General features: G+C 65.3%; 21 protein-coding genes and 1 pseudogene. 16 read left to right on the forward strand and 6 right to left on the reverse strand.

From position 1 onward, the window contains the following. Positions 1-102: 102 nt before the first annotated feature. From AB4851_RS24690 to phaR, 3 genes are all read left to right on the forward strand, one after another. Positions 103-1,284, forward strand: coding sequence for an acetyl-CoA C-acetyltransferase (locus AB4851_RS24690; protein WP_414451807.1), 1,182 nt, complete (start codon positions 103-105; stop codon positions 1,282-1,284). Between the two features lie 101 nt (positions 1,285-1,385). Beyond that, positions 1,386-2,126, forward strand: coding sequence for a 3-ketoacyl-ACP reductase (locus AB4851_RS24695; RefSeq protein WP_414451808.1), 741 nt, complete (start codon positions 1,386-1,388; stop codon positions 2,124-2,126). A gap of 128 nt (positions 2,127-2,254) precedes the next feature. Then, positions 2,255-2,824, forward strand: coding sequence for a polyhydroxyalkanoate synthesis repressor PhaR (phaR, locus tag AB4851_RS24700; RefSeq protein WP_414445406.1), 570 nt, complete (start codon positions 2,255-2,257; stop codon positions 2,822-2,824). Between the two features lie 89 nt (positions 2,825-2,913). Here phaR and AB4851_RS24705 read toward each other — a convergent pair whose 3' ends face one another. After that, positions 2,914-4,017, reverse strand: a complete 1,104-nt coding sequence (locus AB4851_RS24705) for a response regulator transcription factor (RefSeq protein WP_414451809.1) — start codon at positions 4,015-4,017, stop codon at positions 2,914-2,916. Between the two features lie 547 nt (positions 4,018-4,564). On the opposite strand from AB4851_RS24705, the gene rimO reads away from it, so the two are divergent. The 5 genes from rimO (at position 4,565) to AB4851_RS24730 (ending at position 10,378) form a co-directional block, all read left to right on the forward strand. Further along, positions 4,565-5,932: a 30S ribosomal protein S12 methylthiotransferase RimO gene (rimO, locus tag AB4851_RS24710; RefSeq protein WP_414445404.1), complete on the forward strand. Its 1,368-nt coding sequence runs from the start codon at positions 4,565-4,567 to the stop codon at positions 5,930-5,932. After that, on the forward strand, positions 5,932-6,867 hold the full coding sequence (locus tag AB4851_RS24715; protein ID WP_414451937.1) for a sugar kinase: 936 nt from the start codon (positions 5,932-5,934) through the stop codon (positions 6,865-6,867). Before rimO ends, AB4851_RS24715 begins: the two co-directional genes overlap by 1 nt. A gap of 240 nt (positions 6,868-7,107) precedes the next feature. Next, complete coding sequence (gene bktB / locus AB4851_RS24720) at positions 7,108-8,295, forward strand: beta-ketothiolase BktB (protein WP_414445402.1); 1,188 nt, start codon at positions 7,108-7,110, stop codon at positions 8,293-8,295. A gap of 34 nt (positions 8,296-8,329) precedes the next feature. Next, positions 8,330-8,962 (forward strand): hypothetical protein, encoded by a 633-nt coding sequence (locus AB4851_RS24725; protein ID WP_414451810.1) that lies wholly within the window; start codon positions 8,330-8,332, stop codon positions 8,960-8,962. A 237-nt stretch (positions 8,963-9,199) separates the two neighbouring features. Continuing rightward, positions 9,200-10,378, forward strand: a complete 1,179-nt coding sequence (locus AB4851_RS24730) for a cystathionine beta-lyase (RefSeq protein ID WP_414451811.1) — start codon at positions 9,200-9,202, stop codon at positions 10,376-10,378. A gap of 97 nt (positions 10,379-10,475) precedes the next feature. Here the strand turns inward: AB4851_RS24730 and serB are convergent, their stop codons facing one another. Continuing rightward, the gene (gene serB, locus AB4851_RS24735; protein WP_414451812.1) at positions 10,476-11,321 is read right to left on the reverse strand and encodes a phosphoserine phosphatase SerB; all 846 of its coding nucleotides are present in this window, start codon (positions 11,319-11,321) and stop codon (positions 10,476-10,478) included. 166 nt (positions 11,322-11,487) lie between these two features. Beyond that, complete coding sequence (locus AB4851_RS24740) at positions 11,488-12,450, reverse strand: LysR family transcriptional regulator (RefSeq protein WP_414451813.1); 963 nt, start codon at positions 12,448-12,450, stop codon at positions 11,488-11,490. A 117-nt stretch (positions 12,451-12,567) separates the two neighbouring features. On the opposite strand from AB4851_RS24740, the gene AB4851_RS24745 reads away from it, so the two are divergent. After that, entirely contained in the window at positions 12,568-13,584 is a 1,017-nt protein-coding gene (locus AB4851_RS24745; protein ID WP_414451814.1) for a zinc-binding alcohol dehydrogenase family protein, read from the forward strand. Positions 13,585-13,848: 264 nt separating this feature from the next. After that, positions 13,849-14,391, forward strand: a complete 543-nt coding sequence (locus AB4851_RS24750; RefSeq protein ID WP_414451815.1) for a DUF6013 family protein — start codon at positions 13,849-13,851, stop codon at positions 14,389-14,391. 25 nt (positions 14,392-14,416) lie between these two features. Here the strand turns inward: AB4851_RS24750 and AB4851_RS24755 are convergent, their stop codons facing one another. Further along, positions 14,417-15,235 carry an ABC transporter permease gene (locus AB4851_RS24755; protein WP_414451816.1) on the reverse strand — a complete coding sequence of 273 codons (819 nt, stop codon included), beginning with the start codon at positions 15,233-15,235 and terminating at the stop codon, positions 14,417-14,419. Continuing rightward, complete coding sequence (locus AB4851_RS24760) at positions 15,232-15,981, reverse strand: ATP-binding cassette domain-containing protein (RefSeq protein WP_414451817.1); 750 nt, start codon at positions 15,979-15,981, stop codon at positions 15,232-15,234. Before AB4851_RS24760 ends, AB4851_RS24755 begins: the two co-directional genes overlap by 4 nt. Before the next feature lie 131 nt (positions 15,982-16,112). On the opposite strand from AB4851_RS24760, the gene AB4851_RS24765 reads away from it, so the two are divergent. Further along, positions 16,113-18,428 carry an AsmA family protein gene (locus AB4851_RS24765; RefSeq protein WP_414451818.1) on the forward strand — a complete coding sequence of 772 codons (2,316 nt, stop codon included), beginning with the start codon at positions 16,113-16,115 and terminating at the stop codon, positions 18,426-18,428. 177 nt (positions 18,429-18,605) lie between these two features. Continuing rightward, complete coding sequence (locus tag AB4851_RS24770) at positions 18,606-20,198, forward strand: ABC-F family ATPase (protein ID WP_414451819.1); 1,593 nt, start codon at positions 18,606-18,608, stop codon at positions 20,196-20,198. A 222-nt stretch (positions 20,199-20,420) separates the two neighbouring features. Here the strand turns inward: AB4851_RS24770 and AB4851_RS24775 are convergent, their stop codons facing one another. Next, positions 20,421-20,819 (reverse strand): helix-turn-helix domain-containing protein, encoded by a 399-nt coding sequence (locus tag AB4851_RS24775; RefSeq protein ID WP_414451820.1) that lies wholly within the window; start codon positions 20,817-20,819, stop codon positions 20,421-20,423. Positions 20,820-20,930: 111 nt separating this feature from the next. Here AB4851_RS24775 and AB4851_RS24780 point away from each other — a divergent pair, with 111 nt between their 5' ends. From AB4851_RS24780 to AB4851_RS24795, 4 genes and pseudogenes are all read left to right on the forward strand, one after another. Beyond that, entirely contained in the window at positions 20,931-21,344 is a 414-nt protein-coding gene (locus AB4851_RS24780) for a hypothetical protein (protein WP_414451821.1), read from the forward strand. Positions 21,345-21,618: 274 nt separating this feature from the next. Then, a complete protein-coding gene (locus tag AB4851_RS24785; protein WP_414451822.1) occupies positions 21,619-22,572 on the forward strand; it encodes an OB-fold protein in 954 nt (317 codons plus the stop codon). Between the two features lie 322 nt (positions 22,573-22,894). Next, positions 22,895-23,017, forward strand: a pseudogene (locus AB4851_RS24790) (IS3 family transposase); the annotation flags it as partial. 175 nt (positions 23,018-23,192) lie between these two features. Continuing rightward, complete coding sequence (locus AB4851_RS24795) at positions 23,193-23,453, forward strand: hypothetical protein (protein WP_414452012.1); 261 nt, start codon at positions 23,193-23,195, stop codon at positions 23,451-23,453. Positions 23,454-23,497: the final 44 nt, after the last annotated feature.

A 23,497-nucleotide genomic window follows, 5' to 3' on the forward strand; every position in this document is an offset into this window, starting at 1 on the left:
GCAGGAACATTGACGGATCGTGGCAGGCGGCGCACGCTCGCCGTCTGTCTTTCGGCATTTTTCAACTGAGCGGGCCGCGGTGCGGGCCTGGAGGATGTGGACATGACTGATGTAGTGATCGTATCGGCCGCGCGCACCGCGGTCGGCAAATTTGGTGGTTCGCTGGCCAAGCTGGCTGCGCCGGAACTTGGCGCCACGGTGATTCGCGCGCTGCTGGAACGCAGCGGCCTCGCGGCGGACCAAATCAGCGAAGTGATTCTGGGCCAGGTGCTGACGGCCGGCTCGGGTCAGAACCCGGCGCGTCAATCGCTGATCAAGGCCGGCCTGCCGACCGCGGTGCCGGGGCTGACCATCAACAAGGTGTGCGGTTCGGGCCTGAAGGCCGTGATGCTGGCGGCCAATGCCGTCATCTCGGGCGACGCCGACATCATCATCGCCGGTGGCCAGGAAAACATGAGCGCCGCGCCGCACGTGCTGCCGGGCTCGCGCGACGGCTTCCGGATGGGCGATGCCAAGCTCGTCGACAGCATGATCGTGGACGGCCTGTGGGACGTCTACAACCAGTACCACATGGGCATCACGGCCGAGAACGTCGCCAAGGAATACGGCATCTCGCGCGAAGCGCAGGACGAATTCGCGGCGCTGTCGCAGAACAAGGCGGAAGCCGCGCAAAAGTCCGGCCGCTTCGACGATGAAATCGTGCCGGTCGAGATCCCGCAGCGCAAGGGCGATCCGATCCGCTTCGCCACCGACGAATTCGTGCGCCACGGCGTGACGGCCGATTCGCTGTCGGGCCTCAAGCCCGCGTTCTCGAAGGAAGGCACGGTCACGGCCGCCAACGCATCGGGCCTCAACGACGGCGCGGCCGGCGTGCTCGTGATGTCGGCCAAGAAGGCCGAAGCGCTCGGCCTCACGCCGATCGCGCGGATCAAGGCCTACGCGAGTGCCGGTGTCGATCCGAAGGTGATGGGCATGGGCCCGGTGCCGGCGTCGCGTCGCTGCCTGGAGCGCGCGGGCTGGTCGGTCGGCGATCTCGACCTGATGGAAATCAACGAAGCGTTCGCGGCACAGGCGCTCGCCGTCCATCAGCAGATGGGCTGGGACACCTCGAAGATCAATGTGAACGGTGGCGCGATCGCGATCGGTCACCCGATCGGCGCGTCGGGCTGCCGGATTCTCGTCACGCTGCTGCACGAAATGCAGAAGCGCGATGCCAAGCGCGGCCTGGCCTCGCTGTGCATCGGTGGCGGGATGGGCGTGGCGCTGGCGGTCGAGCGTCCGTAATGCTGGGCGGAGCGCGTCGGGAGCGCGCGCTCCGCAGTTAGCGGCAGACGAACAAGGCGGCGCTTTCCGGCGCTGCGACAACGATAAATGGAGTGTTCAGCATGACTCAGCGTATTGCTTACGTGACCGGCGGCATGGGCGGCATCGGAACCGGCATCTGCCAGCGCCTGCACAAGGTGGGCTTCCGGGTGGTGGCGGGTTGCGGCCCGAACTCGCCGCGTCGTGCGAAGTGGATCGAGGAGCAGAAGGCGCTCGGTTTCGATTTCGTTGCCTCCGAGGGCAATGTCGGCGATTGGGAGTCGACCAAGCAGGCGTTCGACAAGGTCAAGGCTGAAGTCGGCGAAGTCGACGTGCTGGTCAACAACGCCGGCATCACGCGCGACGTCGTGTTCCGCAAGATGACGCTGGACGATTGGCAGGCCGTGATCGACACGAACCTGACGAGCCTGTTCAACGTGACGAAGCAGGTCATCGACGGCATGGTCGAACGTGGCTGGGGCCGCGTCATCAATATTTCGTCGGTGAACGGTCAGAAGGGCCAGTTCGGCCAGACCAACTATTCGACGGCCAAGGCCGGCATTCACGGCTTCTCGATGTCGCTGGCGCAGGAAGTGGCCACCAAGGGCGTGACTGTCAACACGATCTCGCCGGGCTATATCGGCACCGACATGGTCAAGGCGATCCGCCCGGACGTGCTCGAGAAGATTGTCGCCACGATTCCGGTGCGCCGTCTCGGTTCGCCCGACGAAATCGCCTCGATCGTCGCGTGGCTCGCGTCGGAAGAATCCGGCTTTGCGACGGGCGCCGATTTCTCGCTGAACGGCGGCCTGCACATGGGCTGAACGCCGCGCGCGCGGCCGGGCCGGCCGCGTGCACGGGTTCGACGGAGATTCCGAGTGCGTTCCGGGCAGCCGCGCGTTGCGGTGCCGGAACGTTGTCATCGCGCCGTTTCGGCGCTCACAGGTGTTCCATGACTACTACAAAGAAGACTGCCGAACGACTCATCAAGAAGTACCCGAATCGTCGGCTGTACGACACCGAAACGAGCACGTACATCACGCTTGCCGACGTGAAGCAGCTCGTGCTCGAGCAGGAGGATTTCAAGGTCGTCGATGCGAAGAGCAGCGAAGATCTCACGCGCAGCATCCTGCTGCAGATCATTCTCGAAGAGGAAAGCGGCGGCGTGCCGATGTTCTCGTCGTCGATGCTCTCGCAGATCATCCGTTTCTACGGGCATGCGATGCAGGGCATGATGGGCACGTACCTGGAAAAGAACATCCAGGCGTTCATCGATATCCAGAACAAGCTGTCGGATCAGTCGAAGGGTCTCTACGATTCCAATGCGATGAATCCCGAAGTCTGGTCGCAATTCATGAACATGCAGGCGCCGATGATGCAGGGCATGATGACCAGCTACATCGAGCAGTCGAAGAACATGTTCGTGCAGATGCAGGAACAGATGCAGACCCAGGCGAAATCGATGTTCAGCACGTTTCCGTTCAAGCAGCCGACGCCGACCGACGGTTCCGAGAACAAGTAACTGCGCGATGGGCCGTCAGGTGACGGCCCGCGTGACCAGGCGGCCCGCCTTTGTGCGGGCCGTTTGCTTTTGGGGGTGGCCGTTTGCGCTCAGGCGGCGTCTTCGCGGTAATCCGAGTTGGTTTCGACTTCGTGCAGACGCCGTCCACCCTGGCGTTTCAATGCACGCAGTTCGAGCGTGACCTCGCAGTACGCGTCGCGCAGTTTGCGCAATTGCTCCTCGGCATCCTGGCGCTGCTGCAGCAGGTTTGCCAGATCGCGATGATCATCGGCCGGGTGGCTGCTGGAGCGCGTCGTGGGCGGGCCGTAGGCCACGCTCATCGCCAAGTTCGGGGCGGGTGCCGCGAGGGCCACCCGCCCCGTATCTTGTGCGGCGGCGGGACGGAATGGCGCGAGGGTGAGGGCTGGGCCGGCTATCGCGCTACCTGGCAGCGGGCTGCCCTGCGAGCGATCGGGCCGGTGCGCCGTGGTTTGGTCGTCCGGCTCATCGGTCATGCCGCCCGCCACCGGTTCCGGCAGATTGATCAGGCAGCGATAGCCATAGCCATACAGCGACGTGATCTCGCAGCCGTGCGTGCCATCAAGCTGCAGCTTCTTGCGGATTCGGCTGACGTGGGTGGCGACGGTACGCGTATCGATATCGTTTTGCAGCTTCCAGATCCGGTTCAGCAGCGTCTCGTGCGAGATCAGTTGATCGGGATGACGAAAGAAATAGGTGGCGAGCTCGAATTCCTTGCGTGTGAGGTTCACGGCCTCGCCATGCAGGCGGACCTTCGACGCCTTCACGTCGATCGCGTAGGCACCGAAATCCACCAGTTCCTCGGGCTCGGCCGCGTGACGCAGCGCAACGGTGACGATGCGCGACTGCACCTCGGCTTCGCGTGCGGGGCGCACCAGATAGTCGTCCGCGCCGGCCTTCAGCGCCTCGGCCGCCTGATGCCACGCTTCGCGCGCCATCATCGCGATCACCGGCATATGCCATTCGAAATGCTGGCGCACCCAGGCGATCAGGTCCACGCCGCCGATGTCGGGCAGCGCGACATCCACCATCAGCAATTCGAAATCGGTGCGCCGCAGCGCGTTGAAGAACGCGTTGCCTGTCTTGAAGCATTCGGGTTGGTGCCCGCCATTGCGCAACCAGAGTTCAAGTTGCCTGGCTTGATTGGCCGGACCGCCGAGAATAGCGACTTTCATCGGTTCTCGCCTCGTTCGGTTTATTGATTCGGTTAAGGACAGGCCCCGAGCGAGGGAGGCCGTTTAAAGCAGTATCCCGTGCACTTTCCGAAACTTGAGTCGTAATTTGTAACAAAAAGATACAACGCGTTGCGTGCATCAGACCCTGAAATTTTCCGCGAAAATTTTGGATGATTTAATTGGTATGAATAATTGTGTGGCCCTGTAAGAACTGGCTGTGAGCCACGGTGGGTGGTGGCAGGTACGTCTGTTGCGCTGCGGCAAGGGACGTCTGGCACAGCGATCGCGCCTGTTCGAGATGCTGTAACGAATCGTTGCAGTCTCAGGCAGAAATAACAGGGTGGGTACGGTGAGGAGGAAGCGGCCGGCGGTTTGCTCGAACCCGGTCGCGTGCTGGCGCAAGTTCCACCGCGCGGCGCCCGGGCGGGTTTTCGGGCGGGTCCCCCGGCGTGAGCCAATGGCGCCGGCACCGCTACCGATTTTGAATCGCCGGGGCCTAAATCACTGTAAACTCTCGCCTTTGCGTCACACCCCATACCTATTCCAGATGTCCCATACCCCGAAAGTCGGATTCGTCAGCCTCGGATGCCCGAAAGCGCTGGTTGATTCCGAGCAAATCCTCACCCAGCTCCGCGCCGAAGGCTACGAGATTTCCGGCACCTATGACGGCGCGGACCTCGTGGTCGTCAACACCTGCGGCTTCATCGACGATGCCGTGCAGGAAAGCCTCGACGCGATCGGCGAAGCGCTGACCGAGAACGGCAAGGTGATCGTCACCGGCTGCCTCGGCGCGAAAAAGAGCGCGAGCGGCGCCGGCCTGATCGAGGAAGTCCACCCGAAGGTGCTGGCCGTGACCGGCCCGCACGCGCTCGGCGAAGTCATGCAGGCGGTGCACAACCACCTGCCGAAGCCGCACGATCCGTTCGTCGACCTCGTGCCGGCCGCCGGCATCAAGCTCACGCCGCGCCACTACGCCTATCTGAAGATTTCCGAAGGCTGCAACCACCGCTGCACGTTCTGCATCATCCCGTCGATGCGCGGCGACCTGGTGTCGCGCCCCGTCGCCGAGGTCATGCTCGAAGCGGAAAACCTGTTCAAGTCGGGCGTCAAGGAACTGCTGGTGATCTCGCAGGACACCAGCGCCTACGGCGTGGACGTCAAGTACCGCACGGGCTTCTGGAACGGCCGCCCGCTCAAGACGCGCATGACCGAGCTGGTCGCGGCGCTCGGCGAGCTGGCCGCGCAATACGGCGCCTGGGTGCGCCTGCATTACGTGTACCCGTACCCGCACGTCGACGAAATCATCCCGCTGATGGCCGAGGGCGCGTATCGCGGCCATGTGCTGCCGTATCTCGACGTGCCGTTCCAGCACGCCGATCCCGAAGTGCTCAAGCGCATGCGCCGCCCGGCGAACGCCGAAAAGGTGCTCGACCGTGTGCGCAAGTGGCGCGAGATCTGCCCGGATCTGACGATCCGCAGCACGTTCATCGCCGGCTTCCCGGGCGAGACGGAAGCGCAGTTCGAAACGCTGCTCGATTTCATCCGCGAGGCGGAACTCGATCGGGTCGGTTGCTTCGCCTACTCGCCGGTGGAAGGCGCGACGGCCAACGAACTCGGCGGCGCGCTGCCCGACGAGGTGCGTGAGGAGCGCCGCGCGCGCTTCATGGAAGTGGCCGAGGAAGTGTCGGCGGCGCGCATCGAGCGCAAGGTCGGCCAGACGCTGAAGGTGCTGATCGACGAAGTGAACGCCGACGGCGGCATCGGCCGCACGTCCGCCGACGCGCCGGAAATTGACGGCGTGGTGTATGTCGACCCGGTGCAGGGCGGCAAGCGCTACAAGGTCGGCGATTTCGTGTCGGTGAAGATCACCGGCGCGGACGGCCACGACCTGTGGGGCGAGGTCGGCGCGGCATGATGCAGGCGTTGTCCGCACCATCGCCCGCCATCCTCGCGTTCGGCGAGGCGATGGTCGAATTCAACCAGTCGCAGCCCGGCTCGCCGCAATATCTGCAGGGCTTCGGCGGCGACACCTCCAATTTCTGCATCGCGGCGGCCCGCCAGGGCGCGCATACCGGCTTCGTGTCGGCGGTCGGCCAGGATCATTTCGGCCGGCTGCTGCTCGACCTGTGGCGGCGCGAGCAGGTGGATACGGCGTCGGTGCGCATCGACGCGGCCGCGCCTACCGGCGTGTATTTCGTTTCGCACGGCGAGCACGGTCATGCGTTCGACTATCTGCGCGCGGGCTCGGCCGCGAGCCGCTATGCGCCGGGCGATCTGCCGCTCGACGCGATCGCGGCGGCGCAGGTCATCCATCTTTCCGGCATCAGCTTCGCGATCGGTGCGAGCGCCTGCGATTCCGCATTCGCGGCAATCGACCATGCGCGCGCGAACCGCGTGCGCGTGAGCTTCGACACCAACCTGCGGCTCAAGCTCTGGCCGCTGGCGCGTGCCCGCGCGGTCATGATGGAAGCGCTGCGCCGCACCGACATCTGCCTGCCGAGCTGGGACGACGTGACGCTGCTGACCGGTCACGAGCAACGCGACGCGATCGTCGATGCGCTGCTCGACTGTGGCCCGGCCGTGGTGGCGCTGAAGCTCGGCAAGGAGGGTGCCTACGTCGCGACGCCCGACGAGCGCCGCGTCGTGCCCGGCTTCGCCGTGGACGCGCTCGATGCGACCGGCGCGGGCGATTGCTTCGGCGGCGCGTTCGTCGCGCGGATCGTCGCGGGCGACGATCCGTTCGAGGCCGCGCGCTACGCGAATGCGGCCGCCGCGCTGTCCACGCGCGGCTACGGCGCGGTCGCGCCGATTCCCGATGCGGACGCGGTCCGTGCCTTGCTGAACGGCTGAATGGCGGGCTGATCGAACGGCTGATCGAACGGCTGACTGAGCGGCTGACGAAGGGCCGAATAACCGTCTGACTGAAGGGCCTGATTGAAAGACCCGACTCGGCCAGTCGCCGAACGGCCGATCCGCCCGCCGTCATGACCTGCCGGCTGCCGGCCCCCCGCCGGTCGAGGGAATCCTCGATTGCCGCGCCCGGCATCCGTATTACCCTGCGGATCACTCACAAACGACATCGGAGGCAACATGCAACGCGAAGTGGTGGTGGTCAGCGGGGTGCGTACCGCAATCGGCGGGTTCGGCGGCAGCCTCAAGGATTTCTCGCCGACGCAGCTCGGCGCGCGCGTGGTGCGCGAAGTGCTCGATCGGGCGGCGCTGAAGGGCGACGAGGTCGGGCACGTGGTGTTCGGCAACGTGGTGCATACCGAGCCGAAAGACATGTATCTCGCCCGCGTCGCGGCGATCGACGGCGGCATCGCCCAGCACACGCCGGCGCTGACGGTGAACCGGTTGTGCGGCTCGGGCCTGCAGGCGATCGTGTCGGCGGCGCAGGCCGTGCTGCTCGGCGATGCCGAGATCGCGGTGGCCGGCGGCGCCGAAAACATGAGCCGCGCGCCGTACACGATGCCGGCCGCGCGCTTCGGCCAGCGCATGGGCGACGCGAAGATCATCGACATGATGCTCGGCGCGCTCCACGATCCGTTCCAGTCGATTCACATGGGCGTGACGGCCGAGAACGTCGCGGCCAAATACGGCATCACGCGCGAGGCGCAGGACGCGCTCGCGCTCGAATCGCACCGTCGCGCCTCGCACGCCACCCGATCCGGTTACTTCAAGAGCCAGATCCTGCCGATCGAGATCGGCTCGAAGAAGGGCACGGTCCTATTCGATACCGACGAGCATGTGCGCCACGATGCGGCCGCCGAGGATTTCAGCAAGCTGCGCCCGGTGTTCGCGAAGGAAAACGGCACGGTCACGGCCGGCAATGCGTCGGGCATCAACGACGCGGCCGCGGCGGTCACGCTGATGGAGCGCCGCGTGGCCGAGGCGCGCGGCCTGAAGCCGCTCGCGCGGCTGGTGTCGTATGCGCATGCGGGCGTCGATCCCGCCTACATGGGGATCGGCCCCGTGCCGGCCTCGCGCAAGGCGCTGGAGCGGGCAGGCATCGCGGTTGCTGATCTCGATGTGATCGAGTCGAACGAGGCATTCGCGGCGCAGGCCTGCGCGGTGGCGGCCGAACTCGGTTTCGATCCGGCTCGCCTCAATCCGAACGGCTCGGGCATCTCGCTCGGCCATCCGATCGGCGCGACGGGCGCGCTGATCACGGTCAAGGCGCTCTACGAACTGCATCGCGTCGCGGGCCGCTATGCGCTCGTGACGATGTGCATCGGCGGCGGGCAGGGCATTGCCGCCGTGTTCGAGCGCATGGACTGATTTCAATTCCCCGGTAAAAAAGGAGTACCCCGACGTGGCAGCAGCAAGCCGAATCCGATTCCTCCGACTCCACCTCGCGGCGGCGTTGACGGCCGCGTTGGCGGCCGGCGCGGTGCATGCGCAAACGTCGCAGCCGTCCCGCCAGCCGGCCGCGCCGGCTACCTCGGGCGCTTCGACGACCGCCGCCGCGGCAGCCGCGGCCGCAGCGCCGCCCGAGCGCGACGACACGGCGCCGGCCAAGCCGTTGAAGCCGGACCCGGCGCTCGAAAAGCTGCCCGGCTACGAAGGCACGCTCGGCGGCCGCGCGATCGTCGTGCATCTCGGCCCGAAGGCGAATGGGTCGGGCGTGCACGGCGAATACCGCTACGTCGATACGGGCCAGGTGATCCTGCTCGCGGGCGACCGCGACGGCGACATGCTCGAAATCGAGGAGTCGAACGACGGCACCAACATCACGGGCGTCTGGACGGGGCACTTCGACGCGTCGGGCGCGCTGTCGGCCGACCGCATGAACGCCGACGAATCGGACCCGCAGCCGGTCGTGCTGAATCCGTCGGCGCCGGCCAAGGCGGCCCACGGCGCGGCAGCGCCGGCCGCTTCGGCCCCGGCGGCCCGCTCGTCGGGGCGTCCGGTCGGCGGCGTCGGCAATCTCTCGACCGGCGGCTGATTCAACGCCGCATACCGTCTCGGTTATCACCCGTCGGGCCTCGCCGCGCAACGTACCGCGCCGCGAGGCCCGATGCTTTTCGACGATGGCCCATGACGTACATGACGTACCGGGTGGCCGTCCGGGCACCGGCTCGGCACGCCCGCCGCCGACTGTACCGGGCCAAGCCGCGCGAATCGGGCTACCCTGTGCGGACCGTTTTTCACCACGCGGCCCATCCGGCCCATCGATTCCGACATGACCGATACCCCTCAGCAACGCGCGCTCCAGACCCGCATCGTTCAGCCCGAAGGCGAACTGCCGCCCGGTTGGGCGTCGTTCGTCACGCCGGTGGCGCGCGCCTCGACCGTCGTGTTCCCCGATCTCGCCACGATGCGCGCGCTCGACTGGCGCGAAGACAACGCCTGGCGCTACGGCCTGCACGCCACGCCCACCTCGCTCGAACTGGCGCGCCAGCTCGCCGTGATCGAAGGCGGCGCGCATACGCTGCTGCAGCCGTCGGGGCTCGCCTCGATCACGAACGTCTACTTCGGCATCACGAAGGCCGGCGACGACGTGCTGATCCCGCACAACATCTACAACCCGAACGCCGACCTCGGCAACTGGCTGGCCCAGGATTTCGGCCTCAGCGTGCGCTATTACGATCCGCTGATCGGCCCGGGCATCGCCGAGCTGATTCGCCCCGAGACCAAGCTGCTGTGGCTCGAAGCGCCCGGCTCGGTGACGATGGAAGTGCCCGACGTGCGCGCGATCACGGCGGTGGCGCGCGCGCGCGGCGTGGTTACGGCCATCGACAACACCTATTCGGCAGGCCTCGCGTTCAAGCCGTTCGAGCACGGCGTCGACATTTCGGTGCAGGCGCTGACCAAATATCAGTCGGGCGGCAGCGACGTGCTGATGGGCGCGACGATCACGGCCGAACGCGCGCTGCACGAGCGGCTCAAGCTCGCGCGCATGCGGCTCGGCATCGGCGTGTCGGCCGACGATTGCTCGCTCGTGCTGCGCAACCTGCCGAACATGAAGGTGCGTTTCGAGGCACACAGCCGTACCGCGCTGGCGCTCGCGAAGTGGCTCAAGACGCGCCCCGAAATCGCCGCGGTGCTGCATCCGCAGCTATCCGATTGCCCGGGCCACGAAGCGTTCATGCGCGATTTCACGGGGGCGGGCGGTTTGTTCTCGGTGGTGTTCGATGCGCGCTACAGTGCTGCGCAGATCGACCGTTTCGTCGAGGCGCTGGAACTGTATGCGATCGGCTGGAGCTGGGGCGGCGCGCACAGCCTGGCGATGCCGTACGACGTCGCGGCGATGCGCCCGAGCTGGACGCAGGGCACGCTGGTGCGTTTCTATATCGGCCTGGAAGACGAAGCCGACCTGCGCGCCGACATCGAACGCGCGTTCGCGGCGACGCTCGGCTGAACGCAGTCGAATAGAACGAACCGGCTGTCGTCAAAAACGAAACAGCGCATCGGCCGCTCGGGCCGATGCGCTGTTTTCACGTGTGCCGCCGATGCGTTCAGAACAGGCGCAGCAGCCCGTCCAGCCCGACGTAATCGAACGCGACGCTGGCCGCTTCGCGCACCACCGGCTTGGCGCGGAACGCCACCGACAGGCCGGCCGTCGCCATCATCCTGAGATCGTTGGAGCCGTCGCCCATCGCGATCGCGCGTGAAGTCTCGATGCCGAGCGCGGCGCAGGTTTCGCGCACCGTGCGCGCCTTCACCTCGGCGTCGACGATCTCGCCGACGACCTTGCCGGTCAGCTTGCCGTCGACGATCTCGAGCGTGTTCGCGTAAGTGAAATCGAGGCCGAGGCGCGCCTTGAGCCGCTCGGTGAAGAACGTGAAGCCGCCCGACACCAGCAGCGTCTTCAGGCCCGCGGCCTTCGCGCCGGCCAGCATCGCCTCGGCGCCCGGCGACAGTTGCAGGCGTTCGTCGTACACGCGTTCCAGCGCGCTCGCATCGAGCCCGGCCAGCAGCGCGACGCGGCGCGTCAGGCTTTCGTTGAAATCCTTGATCTCGCCGCGCATCGACGCTTCGGTGATCGCCGCGACCTGTTCCTTGAGGCCGCAGAACGCGGCGATTTCGTCGATGCACTCGATCGTGATCAGCGTCGAATCCATGTCCATCGCCAGCAGGCCGAAATCGGCGAGTTGGCGGCCCGCGTCGACGAACGCGTAGTCGAGGCCGTGCGTGCCGCAGTACACCGAAATATCGGGCTGCTGGGCCGGCTTGGCGTCGTCGAAACGGATCGCGTGATCGTCGATCGTCACGAGGCGGGTGCCGCGCGACAGCGCGAACAGCGTTTTGTGATGGGTGGGGGACAGCGGCGCGGGGCTTTGAATGACGAGATTCGTGGTCATGACGTGTCGCGTGGGACGAAAGCGGCGCGGCCAGGCGCGCCGGAAGAGGCCGTATTGTAGCCGGTCGGCATGACCGCCCGGCCGGTTTCGGCGGGGGGCTTCGGTCAGGCATCGGCCCGGCGTGCGGGTCCCATCGGTCCGACATCGGCGCGACGTCGGACCGCGATCACCGCGACTCGCCGGGTGGCTCGCGATCCCAGTAAGGTGGATCGCCGAAGTGCTCGGCGATGAAGTCGATGAACGCGCGCAGCTTGAGCGGCACGAACGCGCGGCTCGGATAGACGGCCCAGATCGCCGACGGCTCGGCCAGCGGGTAATCGGCGAGCACCGGCACGAGCGAGCCGTCGCGCAGGTTCGGCCCGACATCCCAGGTGGATTTGACGGCAATGCCGAAGCCGTCTACCAGCGCCTCGCGGATCGCCTCGCCGTTGCTGGCCACCAGCCGGCCGCCCACGCGCACCGTCAGCGGCCCGGCCGGCGTTTCGAAGGCCCAGTCGCGCTGCTCGCCGAGCACCACGCATTCGTGGCGCGCCAGCTCCGCCGGGTGATGCGGGGTGCCGTGCGCGGCCAGATAGGCCGGCGAGGCGCACACCATGCGCCGGTTGACGGCCAGCCGCCGAGCCACCAGCGTCGAATCGCGCAGCGCGCCCACCCGGATCGCGACGTCGATGCCCTCGTCGACCAGATCGATCACCTCGTCGGACAGCCGCAGGTCGAGCGACACCTGCGGATAGCGGCGCAGGAACGCGGGGATCACCGGCGCGACATGCTGCCGCCCGAACGACGACGACATCGACACGCGCAGCCGCCCGTGCGGCTCGGTGCGGGCGCGCCCGACCGCCGCGCGCGCGGCCTCGGCGGCGTCGAGCAGCGCCTGGGCGCGCGAGAGGAACAGCTCGCCGTCCTGGGTCAGCGTGACGCGGCGCGTCGTGCGGTGCAGCAGCCGCGCGCCGAGCTGGCGTTCGAGCTGGGCGAGCCGGGCGCTGGCGACCGTCGCCGACACGCCGAACTCGCGGCCCGCCGCCGACACGTTGGCGAGCAGCGCCGCGCGTACGAACAACGCCACGTCGAGCAGGTCGAGCGGCTTGTCGGAGGCGGCGGCAGGGGACGTGCTGGTTGCATCGCTCATTATCAGGAAAACCCAAAAAATGTTTCCTGGATTATGTCGGTTTTTCGGATGGATCGGGCCGCGTAGGATCTCGTCATCGATGCACGACGCTGCATCCGACCCAACCCGGAGAACCGCATGAAAGCCATTGCCCTGACCCGTTACCTGCCGATCGACGATCCGCAATCGCTCGTCGATGTCGATTTGCCCAAGCCCGAAGCCACCGGCCGCGACCTGCTCGTCAAGGTCGAGGCGATCTCGGTGAACCCGGTCGACACCAAGGTGCGCGCGCCCAAGGACAAGGTCGAGACGGCCCCGCGCGTGCTCGGCTGGGACGCGGCCGGCACGGTGGCCGCCGTCGGCCCGGACGTGACGCTGTTTCGCGTGGGCGACCCGGTGTACTACGCCGGCAGCATCACGCGCCCCGGCGCGAACAGCGAATTCCATCTGGTCGACGAGCGGATCGCCGCGCTGAAGCCGGCCACGCTCGATTTCGCGCAAGCCGCCGCGCTGCCGCTGACGGCGATCACGGCGTGGGAAGCGCTGTTCGACCGGCTCAAGGTGTCGCCGCAGGGCCGCGACGCCGGCAAATCGGTGCTGGTGATCGGCGGCGCGGGCGGGGTCGGCTCGATCGGCATCCAGCTCGCGAAGCAACTGGCGCAACTGAAGGTGATCGCCACCGCGTCGCGCCCCGAATCGGCGCAGTGGGTGCGCGAGTTGGGCGCCGATCACGTGGTTGACCACTTCGGCGATTTGCCGGCGCAAGTCCGTGCGGCCGGCTTCGAGTCGGTCGATTACGTGCTGATCTTCAACGATACGGACCGCCATTTCCCGGCCGCCGCCGAGATCGTCAAGCCGCAGGGCGCGATCTGCTCGATCGTCGAGAACGCCAAACCGGTGCCGGTCGAGCTGCTGAAGGCCAAGAGCGGCGCGTTCCACTGGGAATTCATGTTCACGCGGGCGATGTTCGGCACGCCCGACATGGTCGAGCAGCACAAGCTGCTGACCGAGGTGGCGCGGCTGGTCGATGCCGGCACGCTGCGCGGCACGGTCGGCCAGCAGCTCGGCACGATCAACGCGGCGAACGTGCGCGAGGCGCATCGCCTGCTCGAAGCCGGCCGCGCGATCGGCAAGCTGGTGTTGAGCGGGTTCTGACGCGAAGCCGGGTGCGACGGCGCCGATGATGCCGTCGCACCCGGTTGCACACGGCGGCCGCCACGGCAATGCGTGGCGGCCGTTGCCGTTTACGGGCCGCCGCCGGGATCGAACCGTCCTGCAAGCCGCGCATGCTGCGCCGCCGCACCGGCAAACCCGCCGAACGCGTCGCTTGCGACTAGACTGGATAACCGCGTGCATCGTGTCGTGCCATCGCCATCACAACCAGGCGCCGCCCCGGCGTCGAGACCTCAGGAGGACAGCATGAGCCTGCGCAATCCGTCCGTCGTCGTCTGCTTCGCCGCGCTCGCGGCAATCGCCAGCACCGCGCACGCGGCGCCGCCCGTCGAGGGCAGCAACAGCGGCGGCAACGACGGCCAGCTCCAGTACACGGTGAAGGTCGATTCGAAGCGCTTCGGCGCGTCGCAGGAAACGCGCAAGATCCGCTCGGGCGAGACCGACGACTTCAACTGGAAATCGGTGCCGCCGAGCGGCGCGGTCGCGATGCCGGATGGCTGCCCCGATACCGATTCCGCCCCGCGCGACGCCAACGGCGCGATGGTGCGCCAGACCCAGGTGCGGCTCGCGCCGTCGGTCGACGCCAAGGGCATGGCGACCGTGCAGGTCAGCTTCCAGGCCAGCGCGCCCGACGGCAGCGCGGCCGTCACGGCCGGCGGCAAGACGCTGCAGTGCCCGAAGGCGGTCACCGTCAGCGAGGTCAAGCGGGTGTCGATCTCGACCAAGGGCGGCGCGAAGACCCTGGCGATGCGCGACGGCACGCACGTGACGGTGTCGATCCAGCCCTGAGCATCGGGCGGTGACGCGTCGGGCGTTACCGCGCGCGCTTGCGCGCCTTGCGCTCGATGAGCCGGTGCGCGAGAAAGCGGTGATCGGCCGAGAACAGCCGGCGATAGGTCATCAGCACCGCGCCGACGGTGCCGAGCGCCGAGGCCGCCGCGATCAGGAACATGATCACGATCTGATAGCGCACCGCCTGCAACGGCGGCTGGCCGGCCAGCACCTGGCCCGTCATCATGCCGGGCAGGCTGACGATGCCGACCACCGCCATCTGGTTCAGGGTCGGCATCATGCCGGCGCGCACCGCCTGCCGGGCCGCTTCCTGCGCGGCTTCCCAGCGCGTCGCGCCGAGCGCGAGCGCGGTTTCGATGCGGTCGCGGCGCGCGGTCAGCTCGCCCGTCATCCGCTCGACGCCGAGGCCCACGCCGGTCAGCGCGTTGCCGAGCATCATGCCGAGGATCGGAATCGCGTATTGCGGCTCGTACCACGGATGGATGCGGATCACGACGAACAGCCCGATCGCGCCCACCGCCCAGGTGCCGGCCCAGATCGACACGATGCTGTCGATGCGCTGGCCCGCGTAGGTGCGCTCGCCGCGCCCCGCGCCCGCGAAGCCGGCCACCAGCGTCATCAGCATCATCAGCGGCAGCACCACGTACCAGCGCGGGTTGCCGAATACCCAGCCCAGCACGTAGCCGATCGCCAGCAACTGCACGACGGTGCGCACGGCGGCCAGCGCGAGCTGGCGCCCGAGGCCGAGCGACAGCGCGAACGACAGCGCGCCGTTGATCGCCACCAGCGCGGCGGCGATCGCCACGTCGCCGAGGCTCAGGTCCTGCAGCACGGGGCTCATTGCGTGGCTCCGGGCGCGTGCCGGCTTGTGGCGGATGGCTTATCGATGCCGCGGCCGTGATCGCCTCTGTCTTCACCGAGCACGCCCGCGCGCATCGTCACGTGACGCGTGCCGACCCGCGCGGCCTGCGCCGGATCGTGCGAGATCCACAGGTACGCGCGCGCCTCGGGCGCGGCTTCGAACCAGGCCTGCACGAGCGCCTCGATCGCGTGCGCCGATTCGGGGTCGAGCGCCGAGGTCGGTTCGTCGAGCAGCAGCACGTCGGGATCGAGTTGCAGCACGCGCAGCAGCGCGGCGATCTGCGCCTCGCCGCCAGACAGTTCGCTCGCCGCCTTGTCGAGGAAATCGTCGGCGCGGCCCGCGCGGCGCGCCAGATCGACGGCGCGCGCGCGGTCGAAACGCACATCGCGATACACGGCCAGCGAGTACGGATAGCGCAGGATGTCCTCGACCACGCCGGCATCGATCACGGCGGGCCGCTGGCGAACATAGGCGACGCTGCGGCGGTACTGCGTGATCGATGCACGCGCAACCAATGCGCCGCGCCAGCGCAATTCGCCGCCGTCGAGCGGATCGAGCAGGGCGAGCGCGCGCAGGAACACGCTCTTGCCCGAACCGGACGGGCCGGTGACAGCAATGCGCATGCCCGGCTCGACGAGAAAATCGGTCGGCGCGACCAGATCCCGCTTGGCGATTGGGTCGCGGCGGGTCAGGCCGCGGGCTTCGATCAGGCCGGCAGATGTCATAAATGCAAGAAAAGGTAAATGGGGCTGGGGTGCCGAAGCGCGGTGCCATAATACCGAAACCTGAGTTTGAGTCGTCCCGTCAAGGCTGTGCGGTCGATGGCCTGTCTCGAAAAGAAAAACTGGAGCCCGGCATGACGCTTACCCGAGTCATCGGCAAATCGGCGGCCTGGATCGTCGGCATCCTCGTAGTGCTGATCGCCGCGCTCGTCGTCTTCGTTCTGATGTTCGACTGGAATCGCGCGCGCCCGTACATCAACGAGCGCGTCAGCACCGAGATCGGGCGGCCGTTCGCGATCCAGGGCGACCTCAAGGTAGGCTGGCGCCGCCCCGACGGCGAAACCGGCTGGCGATCCTGGGTGCCCTGGCCGAGCTTCACGGCCAACAACATCGTGGTCGGCAACCCGGACTGGACCCAATCCCCGCATTTCGCCACGCTGGACGCCGCGCATTTCGATCTCGCCGTGCTGCCGCTGCTCGCGCATCGCGTGGTGATTCCGTCGATCGACATCGTCAATCCCGCGATCGACATCGAGCGGCTCGCCGATGGCCGCAACAACTGGACGTTCTCGATCAAGCAATCGGGCCAGCCGTCCACCTGGAAGGTGGAGTTGCACAATTTCGGGTTTGCGAAGGGCAACGTGACGTATCGCGACGCGATCACCAAGGCCGATCTGAACGTGGCGATCGACACGCTCGGCCAGCCGATTCCGCTCGGCGACGTGCTCAAGCAGCAGGAAGCCACCTCGCGCGCCGCGTCGGCGCAGCGCGTCGGCAAGGCCGGGGCCGCGCAACTGACCAAGAAGATCGAGGCGGCCTCGGCGGCGGAAGCGGCTTCGGCTGCTTCGGCGGCGTCCGCCGCGCAGGCCGATTCGGGGGCCTCCGGTGTGTCCGGTGCGGCAGACGCATCCGGCGTCACTGCGGCGGCCTCGTCCGGCTCCACCGCCACCGCATCGTCCGCCGCGAGCCCGGCCTCGGCCGCCAGCGCCGCTGCCGCGCGCCCGCCCGCGCCGACCTACGCGTTCGGCCTGGTCGTCAAGGGCCGCTACAAGAACGTGCCGATCTCCGGCACCGGCAAGATCGGCGGCGTGCTCGCGCTGCGCGACGCGGCCCAGCCGTTCCCGCTGCAGGCCGACGTCAAGGCGGGCGACACGCGGCTCGCGATCGTCGGCACGCTGACCGACCCGATGCAACTGGCCGCGATCGACCTGCGGCTGTGGCTGCAGGGCACCAGCATGTCGCATCTGTACGCGCTGACCGGCGTGACGCTGCCCGACACGCCGCCGTACGCCACCGAGGGCCGGCTGATCGGCCAGTTCCGCCCGAACGCCAGCACGTTCCGCTACGAGAATTTCGACGGCCGCGTCGGCGGCAGCGACCTGCACGGCACGATGACGTTCGCGCAGCGCTCGCCGCGACCGCTGCTGTCGGGCGAACTGGTGTCGAACCTGCTGCAATTCTCCGACCTCGCGCCGATCGTCGGCGCCGACAGCGCCGCCAGCAAGCGCGCGCGCGGCGACACCTCGAAGCAGCCGTCGGACCGCGTGCTGCCGGTCGAAACGTTCCGCACCGACCGCTGGAAGGCGCTCGACGCCGACGTGAAGTTCACCGGCCGCAAGCTGATCAAGAGCAAGAGCCTGCCGATCACCGATCTCTATACGCATGTCGTCATGCAGGACGGCGTGCTGGCGCTCACGCCGCTGCGCTTCGGCGTGGCGGGCGGCACGCTGTCCACCGAGGCGCATCTCGACGGCAGCGGCACGCCGCTGAAGGGGCGCTTCACGGTGTCGGCGCGGCACCTGAAGCTCAAGCAGTTGTTCCCGAGCGACAAGGTGATGCAATCGGCGCTTGGCGAGATCAACGGCGACGCGACGCTCGCCGCGCGCGGCAATTCGCCGGCCGCGCTGGCCGCCACCTCGACCGGCGAGGTCAAGGCGCTGGTCACCGACGGCGCGATCAGCCGCCTGCTGATGGAGGCGGCCGGGCTGAACGTGGCGAACGTCGTCTACGAAAAACTGTTCGGCAACCGCGACGTGAAGATCAATTGCGCCGCCGTCGATTTCGTCGCCAACGACGGGCTGATGAATTCGAAGCTGTTCGCGCTCGACACCGACGACGCCGTGATCCACGTGGACGGCAACGTGAACCTGCGCGACGAGGGCATGGACCTGCAGATCCATCCGCAGACCAAGGGCTTCCGCGTGTTCTCGCTGCGTTCGCCGCTCTACGTGAAGGGCACGTTCAAGAACCCGAAGGTGGGCGTGAATGTCGGCGCGCTGGCCTTGCGCGCGGGGGCGGCGGTCGGCCTCGGCCTGCTCAACCCGTTCGCGGCGCTGATTCCGCTGATCGCGCCGAGCCACAACCGCGACGTGCCGTGCTCGGAGCTGTTCTCGCAGCTCAACGCGCCGGCCGCGAAGAAGGCCGCCGCGGCCGCGACCTCGAAGAAGTAAGCGGCGGCGGGCAGGCGGGCGGGGCGCATCGGCTCCGCTAGCGCCGCCGGCCCGGCTGCTCGCGGGGCCGGATCGCACGGCGCCCGTAGGCTTGGCATTGGCGCCGCGCCCCAGTGCTTCACCGAGACCTGCTAAAATGTCGGGTTTACGTCGATCCAACACATTACGGGCCTCGCTGTGCTTTCTACCGCCAACATCACGATGCAATTCGGGCCGAAGCCCCTGTTCGAGAACATCTCGGTCAAGTTCGGGGAGGGCAACCGCTACGGCCTTATCGGCGCGAACGGCTGCGGCAAATCGACCTTCATGAAGATTCTCGGCGGCGACCTCGATTCGAGCGGCGGCAACGTCACGCTCGAGCCGAACGTCCGCCTGGGCAAGCTGCGCCAGGATCAATTCGCGTACGAAGACGTGCGCGTGCTCGACGTCGTGATGCAGGGCCACACCGAAATGTGGGCGGCCATGACCGAGCGCGATGCGATCTACGCGAACCCGGAAGCCACCGACGACGACTACATGCACGCGGCCGAACTCGAAGCCAAGTTCGCCGAATTCGGCGGCTACGACGCCGAGGCGCGCGCCGGTTCGCTGCTGCTCGGCATCGGCATCGAGGAACATCTGCACAACGGCCTGATGAGCGAAGTCGCGCCGGGCTGGAAGCTGCGCGTGCTGCTCGCGCAGGCGCTGTTCTCGAAGCCGGACGTGCTGCTGCTCGACGAGCCGACCAACAACCTGGACATCAACTCGATCCGTTGGCTGGAAGACACGCTGAACCAGTACAACTCGACGATGATCATCATCTCGCACGATCGCCACTTCCTGAACTCGGTCTGCACGCACATGGCCGACATGGATTTCGGCACGCTGAAGGTGTGGCCGGGCAACTACGACGACTACATGCTCGCGTCGGCGCAGGCGCGCGAGCGCCAGGCCAACGCGAACGCGCGCGCCAAGGAGCGCGTGGCCGAACTGCAGGATTTCGTGCGCCGCTTCTCGGCGAACAAGTCGAAGGCGCGCCAGGCCACCAGCCGCGCCAAGCAGATCGACAAGATCAAGATCGAGGAATTCAAGCCGTCGTCGCGCCAGAACCCGTTCATTCGCTTCGAGTTCGAGAAGAAGCTGCACAACGTGGCGGTGGTGGCCGAGGACATCACGAAGAAGTACGACCGCACCATCTTCAACCGCTTCAACCTGTCGGTGCAGCCGGGCGAGCGCATTGCGATCATCGGCGAGAACGGCGCGGGCAAGACCACGCTGCTGCGCGCGCTGCGCGGCCTGCTGGAGCTCGATCACGGCACCGTGAAGTGGGCCGAGAACGCGAACATCGGCTACATGCCGCAGGACACGTACGAGGAATTCCCGAAGGACGTGACGCTGATGGACTGGATCGACGATTACCGCAAGGATGGCGACGACGAAACGGCCGTGCGCGGCACGCTCGGCCGCCTGCTGTTCTCGGCGGACGACATCAGGAAATCGGTCAAGGTGCTGTCGGGCGGCGAGAAGGGCCGCATGATCTGGGGCAAGCTGATGCTGGGCCGCCACAACGTGCTGCTGATGGACGAGCCGACCAACCACATGGACATGGAATCGATCGAGTCGCTGCAGATCGCGCTCGAACAGTTCGAAGGCACGCTGATCTTCGTGTCGCACGACCGCGAGTTCGTCAACGGCCTGGCCAATCGCATCATCGAGGTGCGTACGGATGGCTCGCTGAACGACTTCGGCGGCAACTACGAAGATTTCCTGGCGACGCAGGAAAAGGCGTAACTGTCCCAAAAACCCAGCCCATGTGCCCCGGATTGTCCCACGGAATTGTCCCACGGGACAATTCCGTGGTGATGGCGGGTAGTGCACCAAATGAGGGTGCGTAGAGCAGCATTGCGAAACTGAAAAGGCCTGCACCGACAACGAGACGATGCAGGCCTTTTCGTTTGTGCAGCTAGTATGACGAGCGTGCTTACAAGCCACGTTTGTGGCGCAATCAAAAACCTACTTACGAGGTTTTTTGAGCGTCGAGCGACGAGCCTGAAATAGAGTCGAGCTTTGCTGCACGAACTGAACGATGAGCGCCCGCTCGTCAGCATCTAGATGTTGCAGTGCATCTGCGACAGTCGCCAATTGATCATCCATCCGTTTTGATCCGCGCTGCAAAAGCTGATCGACCGAACAATCCAGCGCATCGCTGAGTTGTTGCAGTCGGTACAGCGTTGGCGTGCGCATGCCGCGCTCCCACCGGCTGATCGCTTCCTGCTCAAGGTTAATCATTTCCGCAAGCTTCGCTTGGGTTAGACCGCGTGCGCGTCGAATTTCGGCGATAGCCGTGCCTACGCGAGACGCAAGCAAGGCGTCTTGTGCTTCGTCGGATAGGGGATCGTGTCGGGTAGGCATAGGCCACAATGGTGGTCTCTATTCCATTCCGGTTGAACGCCCTATGTGGCATACTATATTCCAAACAAGGCGATTTAATTTGTTGAAGCTAGGCGATGAGCTTCGAAAGCAATGAAACAAATGCGCGCCGTTCGTGACGCGCGCCTTTTTAACCTGGGAACAATTTTGAAAAAGTCAACACTTTTTGTGCTAGTACTCATCAGCACTTCTGCGAGCGCACAAACCGTCTACGACGCTAGGCGGCAGTTCTTCGGCGCGATCACGGATCAGGCATGCACCGTATATGCCGAAGTCGGGGGAGCCGTTGCTCAGGCTAATGCCAAAGGTATGAAGCGTGCGACTGCCAAAGCCCGCGCGTCCCGTGCAGTCGGCGCTGACGGCAGGCCGCTGACGCAGAATCCGGACGCCCTGAACCTCACGTTCGCGATCATTGACGCTGTGTATGCACAAAGTGCAAAGACCGACGAGGAAGGCAGCGTGATTGGTCGCCAGATTTGTACGCAGACGATGGCGAACGGTGAATGATCTTTTTGCTGCGGCTGCGCTATCGACCTGTAATGCGGCCATCACCTCGCTTTGCAATCCAGGCGCGGTTTCATATCGCCATCAACACACATTGAATACGGCGCTTCCTGATCGTCTTTCCGGTCGCGCGCTGCCGTTGCTTGGCTGGATATCTGATGCTTGTCCTACACACTGACGAACGAAGCGTCGCAACAGCGGAAGGGTGTCGGCCAGTTTGCGATTTGACCATTGCAAATTAGACGCCTTACAACAATTTCAACGGGGAGCCAATACGATGGCAAAGACTCAACTGAGCAAGGAACATCGCACCAAGATTTACATCGCATTCGGGTTGTTTATTTTCGGCATCGCGTGCCTGTATCGTTATTGGGATGTGCACGGATATACGGGTAACGGAGCGGTCACGCAGACGGAAGTAGACGCCGTCAAAGATTACGGTGCCGCCGTGTCCCAGCCAGCAACGCAATTGCAGGCGGATCGTGAGCAGCTTGATTCGGATATTACTAACGTGCCGCCAGTGTCTGAAACCATTACACCGATCAAAGACATTTTCGCCAACTACGAAGCCAATTCGCTGCGCGCGGACCAGCTTTATAAGGGGCAGTGGATTCACATGCACGGGCTGGTTCAGAAGGTGGAGAACAGTTTCTACGGTCCGACTGTCGAACTTGTTCCATCTGATGCCAATATTCATAAGCCGAATAGCTCGGTGCAACTGACGACTGACAAATCCCTACAGGCGAAATTCGCCACCTACGTCCCAGGCGACACACTTGATGCTTGGTGCCAAGGCTTCGAGAATACGCCGTTTGGTCCTGTGTTCGGTCACTGCCGTTTTTACGCAAACTGGAAATCGGCCAGGGCCACACCAAGCGCGGCCCCCGTAGCCGCCTCGGCTGATATATCTGATGCTGATCAAGCCACGCAGTTCGGGCGTATTTATCCGACGACTTTCGATTGTACAAAAGTAGCGAATGGCAGTAACGAAGATACGATCTGCCGCGATCCTGATCTGGCCGATAAGGATATTAAACTCGGTGAACTCATCAGGCGAGTACGTGCTGTACCAGAATTCAGGCAGGATCGGATAAATGATTCATTGACGCAAGCATGGAATATTCGCGCGAAATGCAATAACGCGAAATGTCTAAGTGATTGGTACGATCTGGTTAACAATCGGCTTAGCGATATCTTGGCGGAACAAGCTGTAAAGAAAGAGCCGCAATAAGGGCACACGAAATCGCCCGCTTCCTGACTAACTATCCGATGTTCCTTGAGCCAGTTTTAAGGGCTCTTGAAAATCGATGTGGGAGAGCGGTAGTGGAGTCGAAAAATATTTTCGGTAAAAGATTTCTACATGCGAAATGCATTCCGCATAGTGTCTATCTCAAATGTTGGGCTCGATAATTCGTTAGCTAAAATCAGCGCTTTACGATTTTCGGGGTCGGCCCAATGCCTTGGTTAGAGGTAGACTCGCAAATTCGGACAGTCGGATAAGTGGTTTGTCCGGGGCCAGAGCTAGCGATAGTGCTGGCAAAGGAACCGAGGAAATGACGAAAAGAACCCGACGGGCGCACTCAGCGGCGTTGAAAGCGAAGGTGGCTTTGGCAGCAGTCAAGAGCGAGCGGCCGCTGGCCGAACTGGCGCAGCAGTTCGATGTACATCCGAACCAGACACGAATGGAAGCGGCAGTTACCCATCTGAGCAGGGGCGGTGTGCGCGTTGAGACGATCCGCGCACCGCAAACGAACTTAGCTGCTCGATGCACCTCAGCGAGTCGGGGACATCGAAAATTGTGCAGCGGCTGTAGCATGTCGAACACATACAACCGGCAGGCGAGAGCCGCGCATGTCCGAGTCGAAAAGAATCCTCAAAAAATCACCACCGCCTACTGACCCGAACGCGTCGGACTGCGCTTCGTTCGCGCCGTTGTATACGCTTGATCATTGGGAAAATGATCCGTTCCTGACACGCAACCCGGAACGGGCGAAGTTGGTCGAAGAGCGGAAATTCGTAGAACTCAAGCGACGGAACGTCTCGCCTGACGAGATTGCGGACGCAGGTGAGCGCGATGGCTACCGATTATTTTTGGCCAAAATCTCCCGATGACTTAACCGAAGGCGATGCGGCAACAGTTGCGCACCGTGGCGAAG

The sequence above is a fragment of the Burkholderia sp. 22PA0099 genome, from assembly GCF_047497165.1.
Lineage (GTDB): Bacteria > Pseudomonadota > Gammaproteobacteria > Burkholderiales > Burkholderiaceae > Burkholderia.

What these genes read in the sequence shown, in the direction of transcription:
- AB4851_RS24690 (WP_414451807.1), top strand. Translation starts at nt 103, where the DNA reads ATGACTGATGTAGTGATCGTATCGGCCGCGCGCACCGCGGTCGGCAAA.
- AB4851_RS24695 (WP_414451808.1), top strand. Translation starts at nt 1,386, where the DNA reads ATGACTCAGCGTATTGCTTACGTGACCGGCGGCATGGGCGGCATCGGA.
- phaR (WP_414445406.1), top strand. Translation starts at nt 2,255, where the DNA reads ATGACTACTACAAAGAAGACTGCCGAACGACTCATCAAGAAGTACCCG.
- AB4851_RS24705 (WP_414451809.1), bottom strand. Translation starts at nt 4,017, where the DNA reads ATGAAAGTCGCTATTCTCGGCGGTCCGGCCAATCAAGCCAGGCAACTT.
- rimO (WP_414445404.1), top strand. Translation starts at nt 4,565, where the DNA reads ATGTCCCATACCCCGAAAGTCGGATTCGTCAGCCTCGGATGCCCGAAA.
- AB4851_RS24715 (WP_414451937.1), top strand. Translation starts at nt 5,932, where the DNA reads ATGCAGGCGTTGTCCGCACCATCGCCCGCCATCCTCGCGTTCGGCGAG.
- bktB (WP_414445402.1), top strand. Translation starts at nt 7,108, where the DNA reads ATGCAACGCGAAGTGGTGGTGGTCAGCGGGGTGCGTACCGCAATCGGC.
- AB4851_RS24730 (WP_414451811.1), top strand. Translation starts at nt 9,200, where the DNA reads ATGACCGATACCCCTCAGCAACGCGCGCTCCAGACCCGCATCGTTCAG.
- serB (WP_414451812.1), bottom strand. Translation starts at nt 11,321, where the DNA reads ATGACCACGAATCTCGTCATTCAAAGCCCCGCGCCGCTGTCCCCCACC.
- AB4851_RS24740 (WP_414451813.1), bottom strand. Translation starts at nt 12,450, where the DNA reads ATGAGCGATGCAACCAGCACGTCCCCTGCCGCCGCCTCCGACAAGCCG.
- AB4851_RS24745 (WP_414451814.1), top strand. Translation starts at nt 12,568, where the DNA reads ATGAAAGCCATTGCCCTGACCCGTTACCTGCCGATCGACGATCCGCAA.
- AB4851_RS24750 (WP_414451815.1), top strand. Translation starts at nt 13,849, where the DNA reads ATGAGCCTGCGCAATCCGTCCGTCGTCGTCTGCTTCGCCGCGCTCGCG.
- AB4851_RS24755 (WP_414451816.1), bottom strand. Translation starts at nt 15,235, where the DNA reads ATGAGCCCCGTGCTGCAGGACCTGAGCCTCGGCGACGTGGCGATCGCC.
- AB4851_RS24760 (WP_414451817.1), bottom strand. Translation starts at nt 15,981, where the DNA reads ATGACATCTGCCGGCCTGATCGAAGCCCGCGGCCTGACCCGCCGCGAC.
- AB4851_RS24765 (WP_414451818.1), top strand. Translation starts at nt 16,113, where the DNA reads ATGACGCTTACCCGAGTCATCGGCAAATCGGCGGCCTGGATCGTCGGC.
- AB4851_RS24775 (WP_414451820.1), bottom strand. Translation starts at nt 20,819, where the DNA reads ATGCCTACCCGACACGATCCCCTATCCGACGAAGCACAAGACGCCTTG.
- AB4851_RS24780 (WP_414451821.1), top strand. Translation starts at nt 20,931, where the DNA reads ATGAAACAAATGCGCGCCGTTCGTGACGCGCGCCTTTTTAACCTGGGA.
- AB4851_RS24785 (WP_414451822.1), top strand. Translation starts at nt 21,619, where the DNA reads ATGGCAAAGACTCAACTGAGCAAGGAACATCGCACCAAGATTTACATC.
- AB4851_RS24795 (WP_414452012.1), top strand. Translation starts at nt 23,193, where the DNA reads ATGTCCGAGTCGAAAAGAATCCTCAAAAAATCACCACCGCCTACTGAC.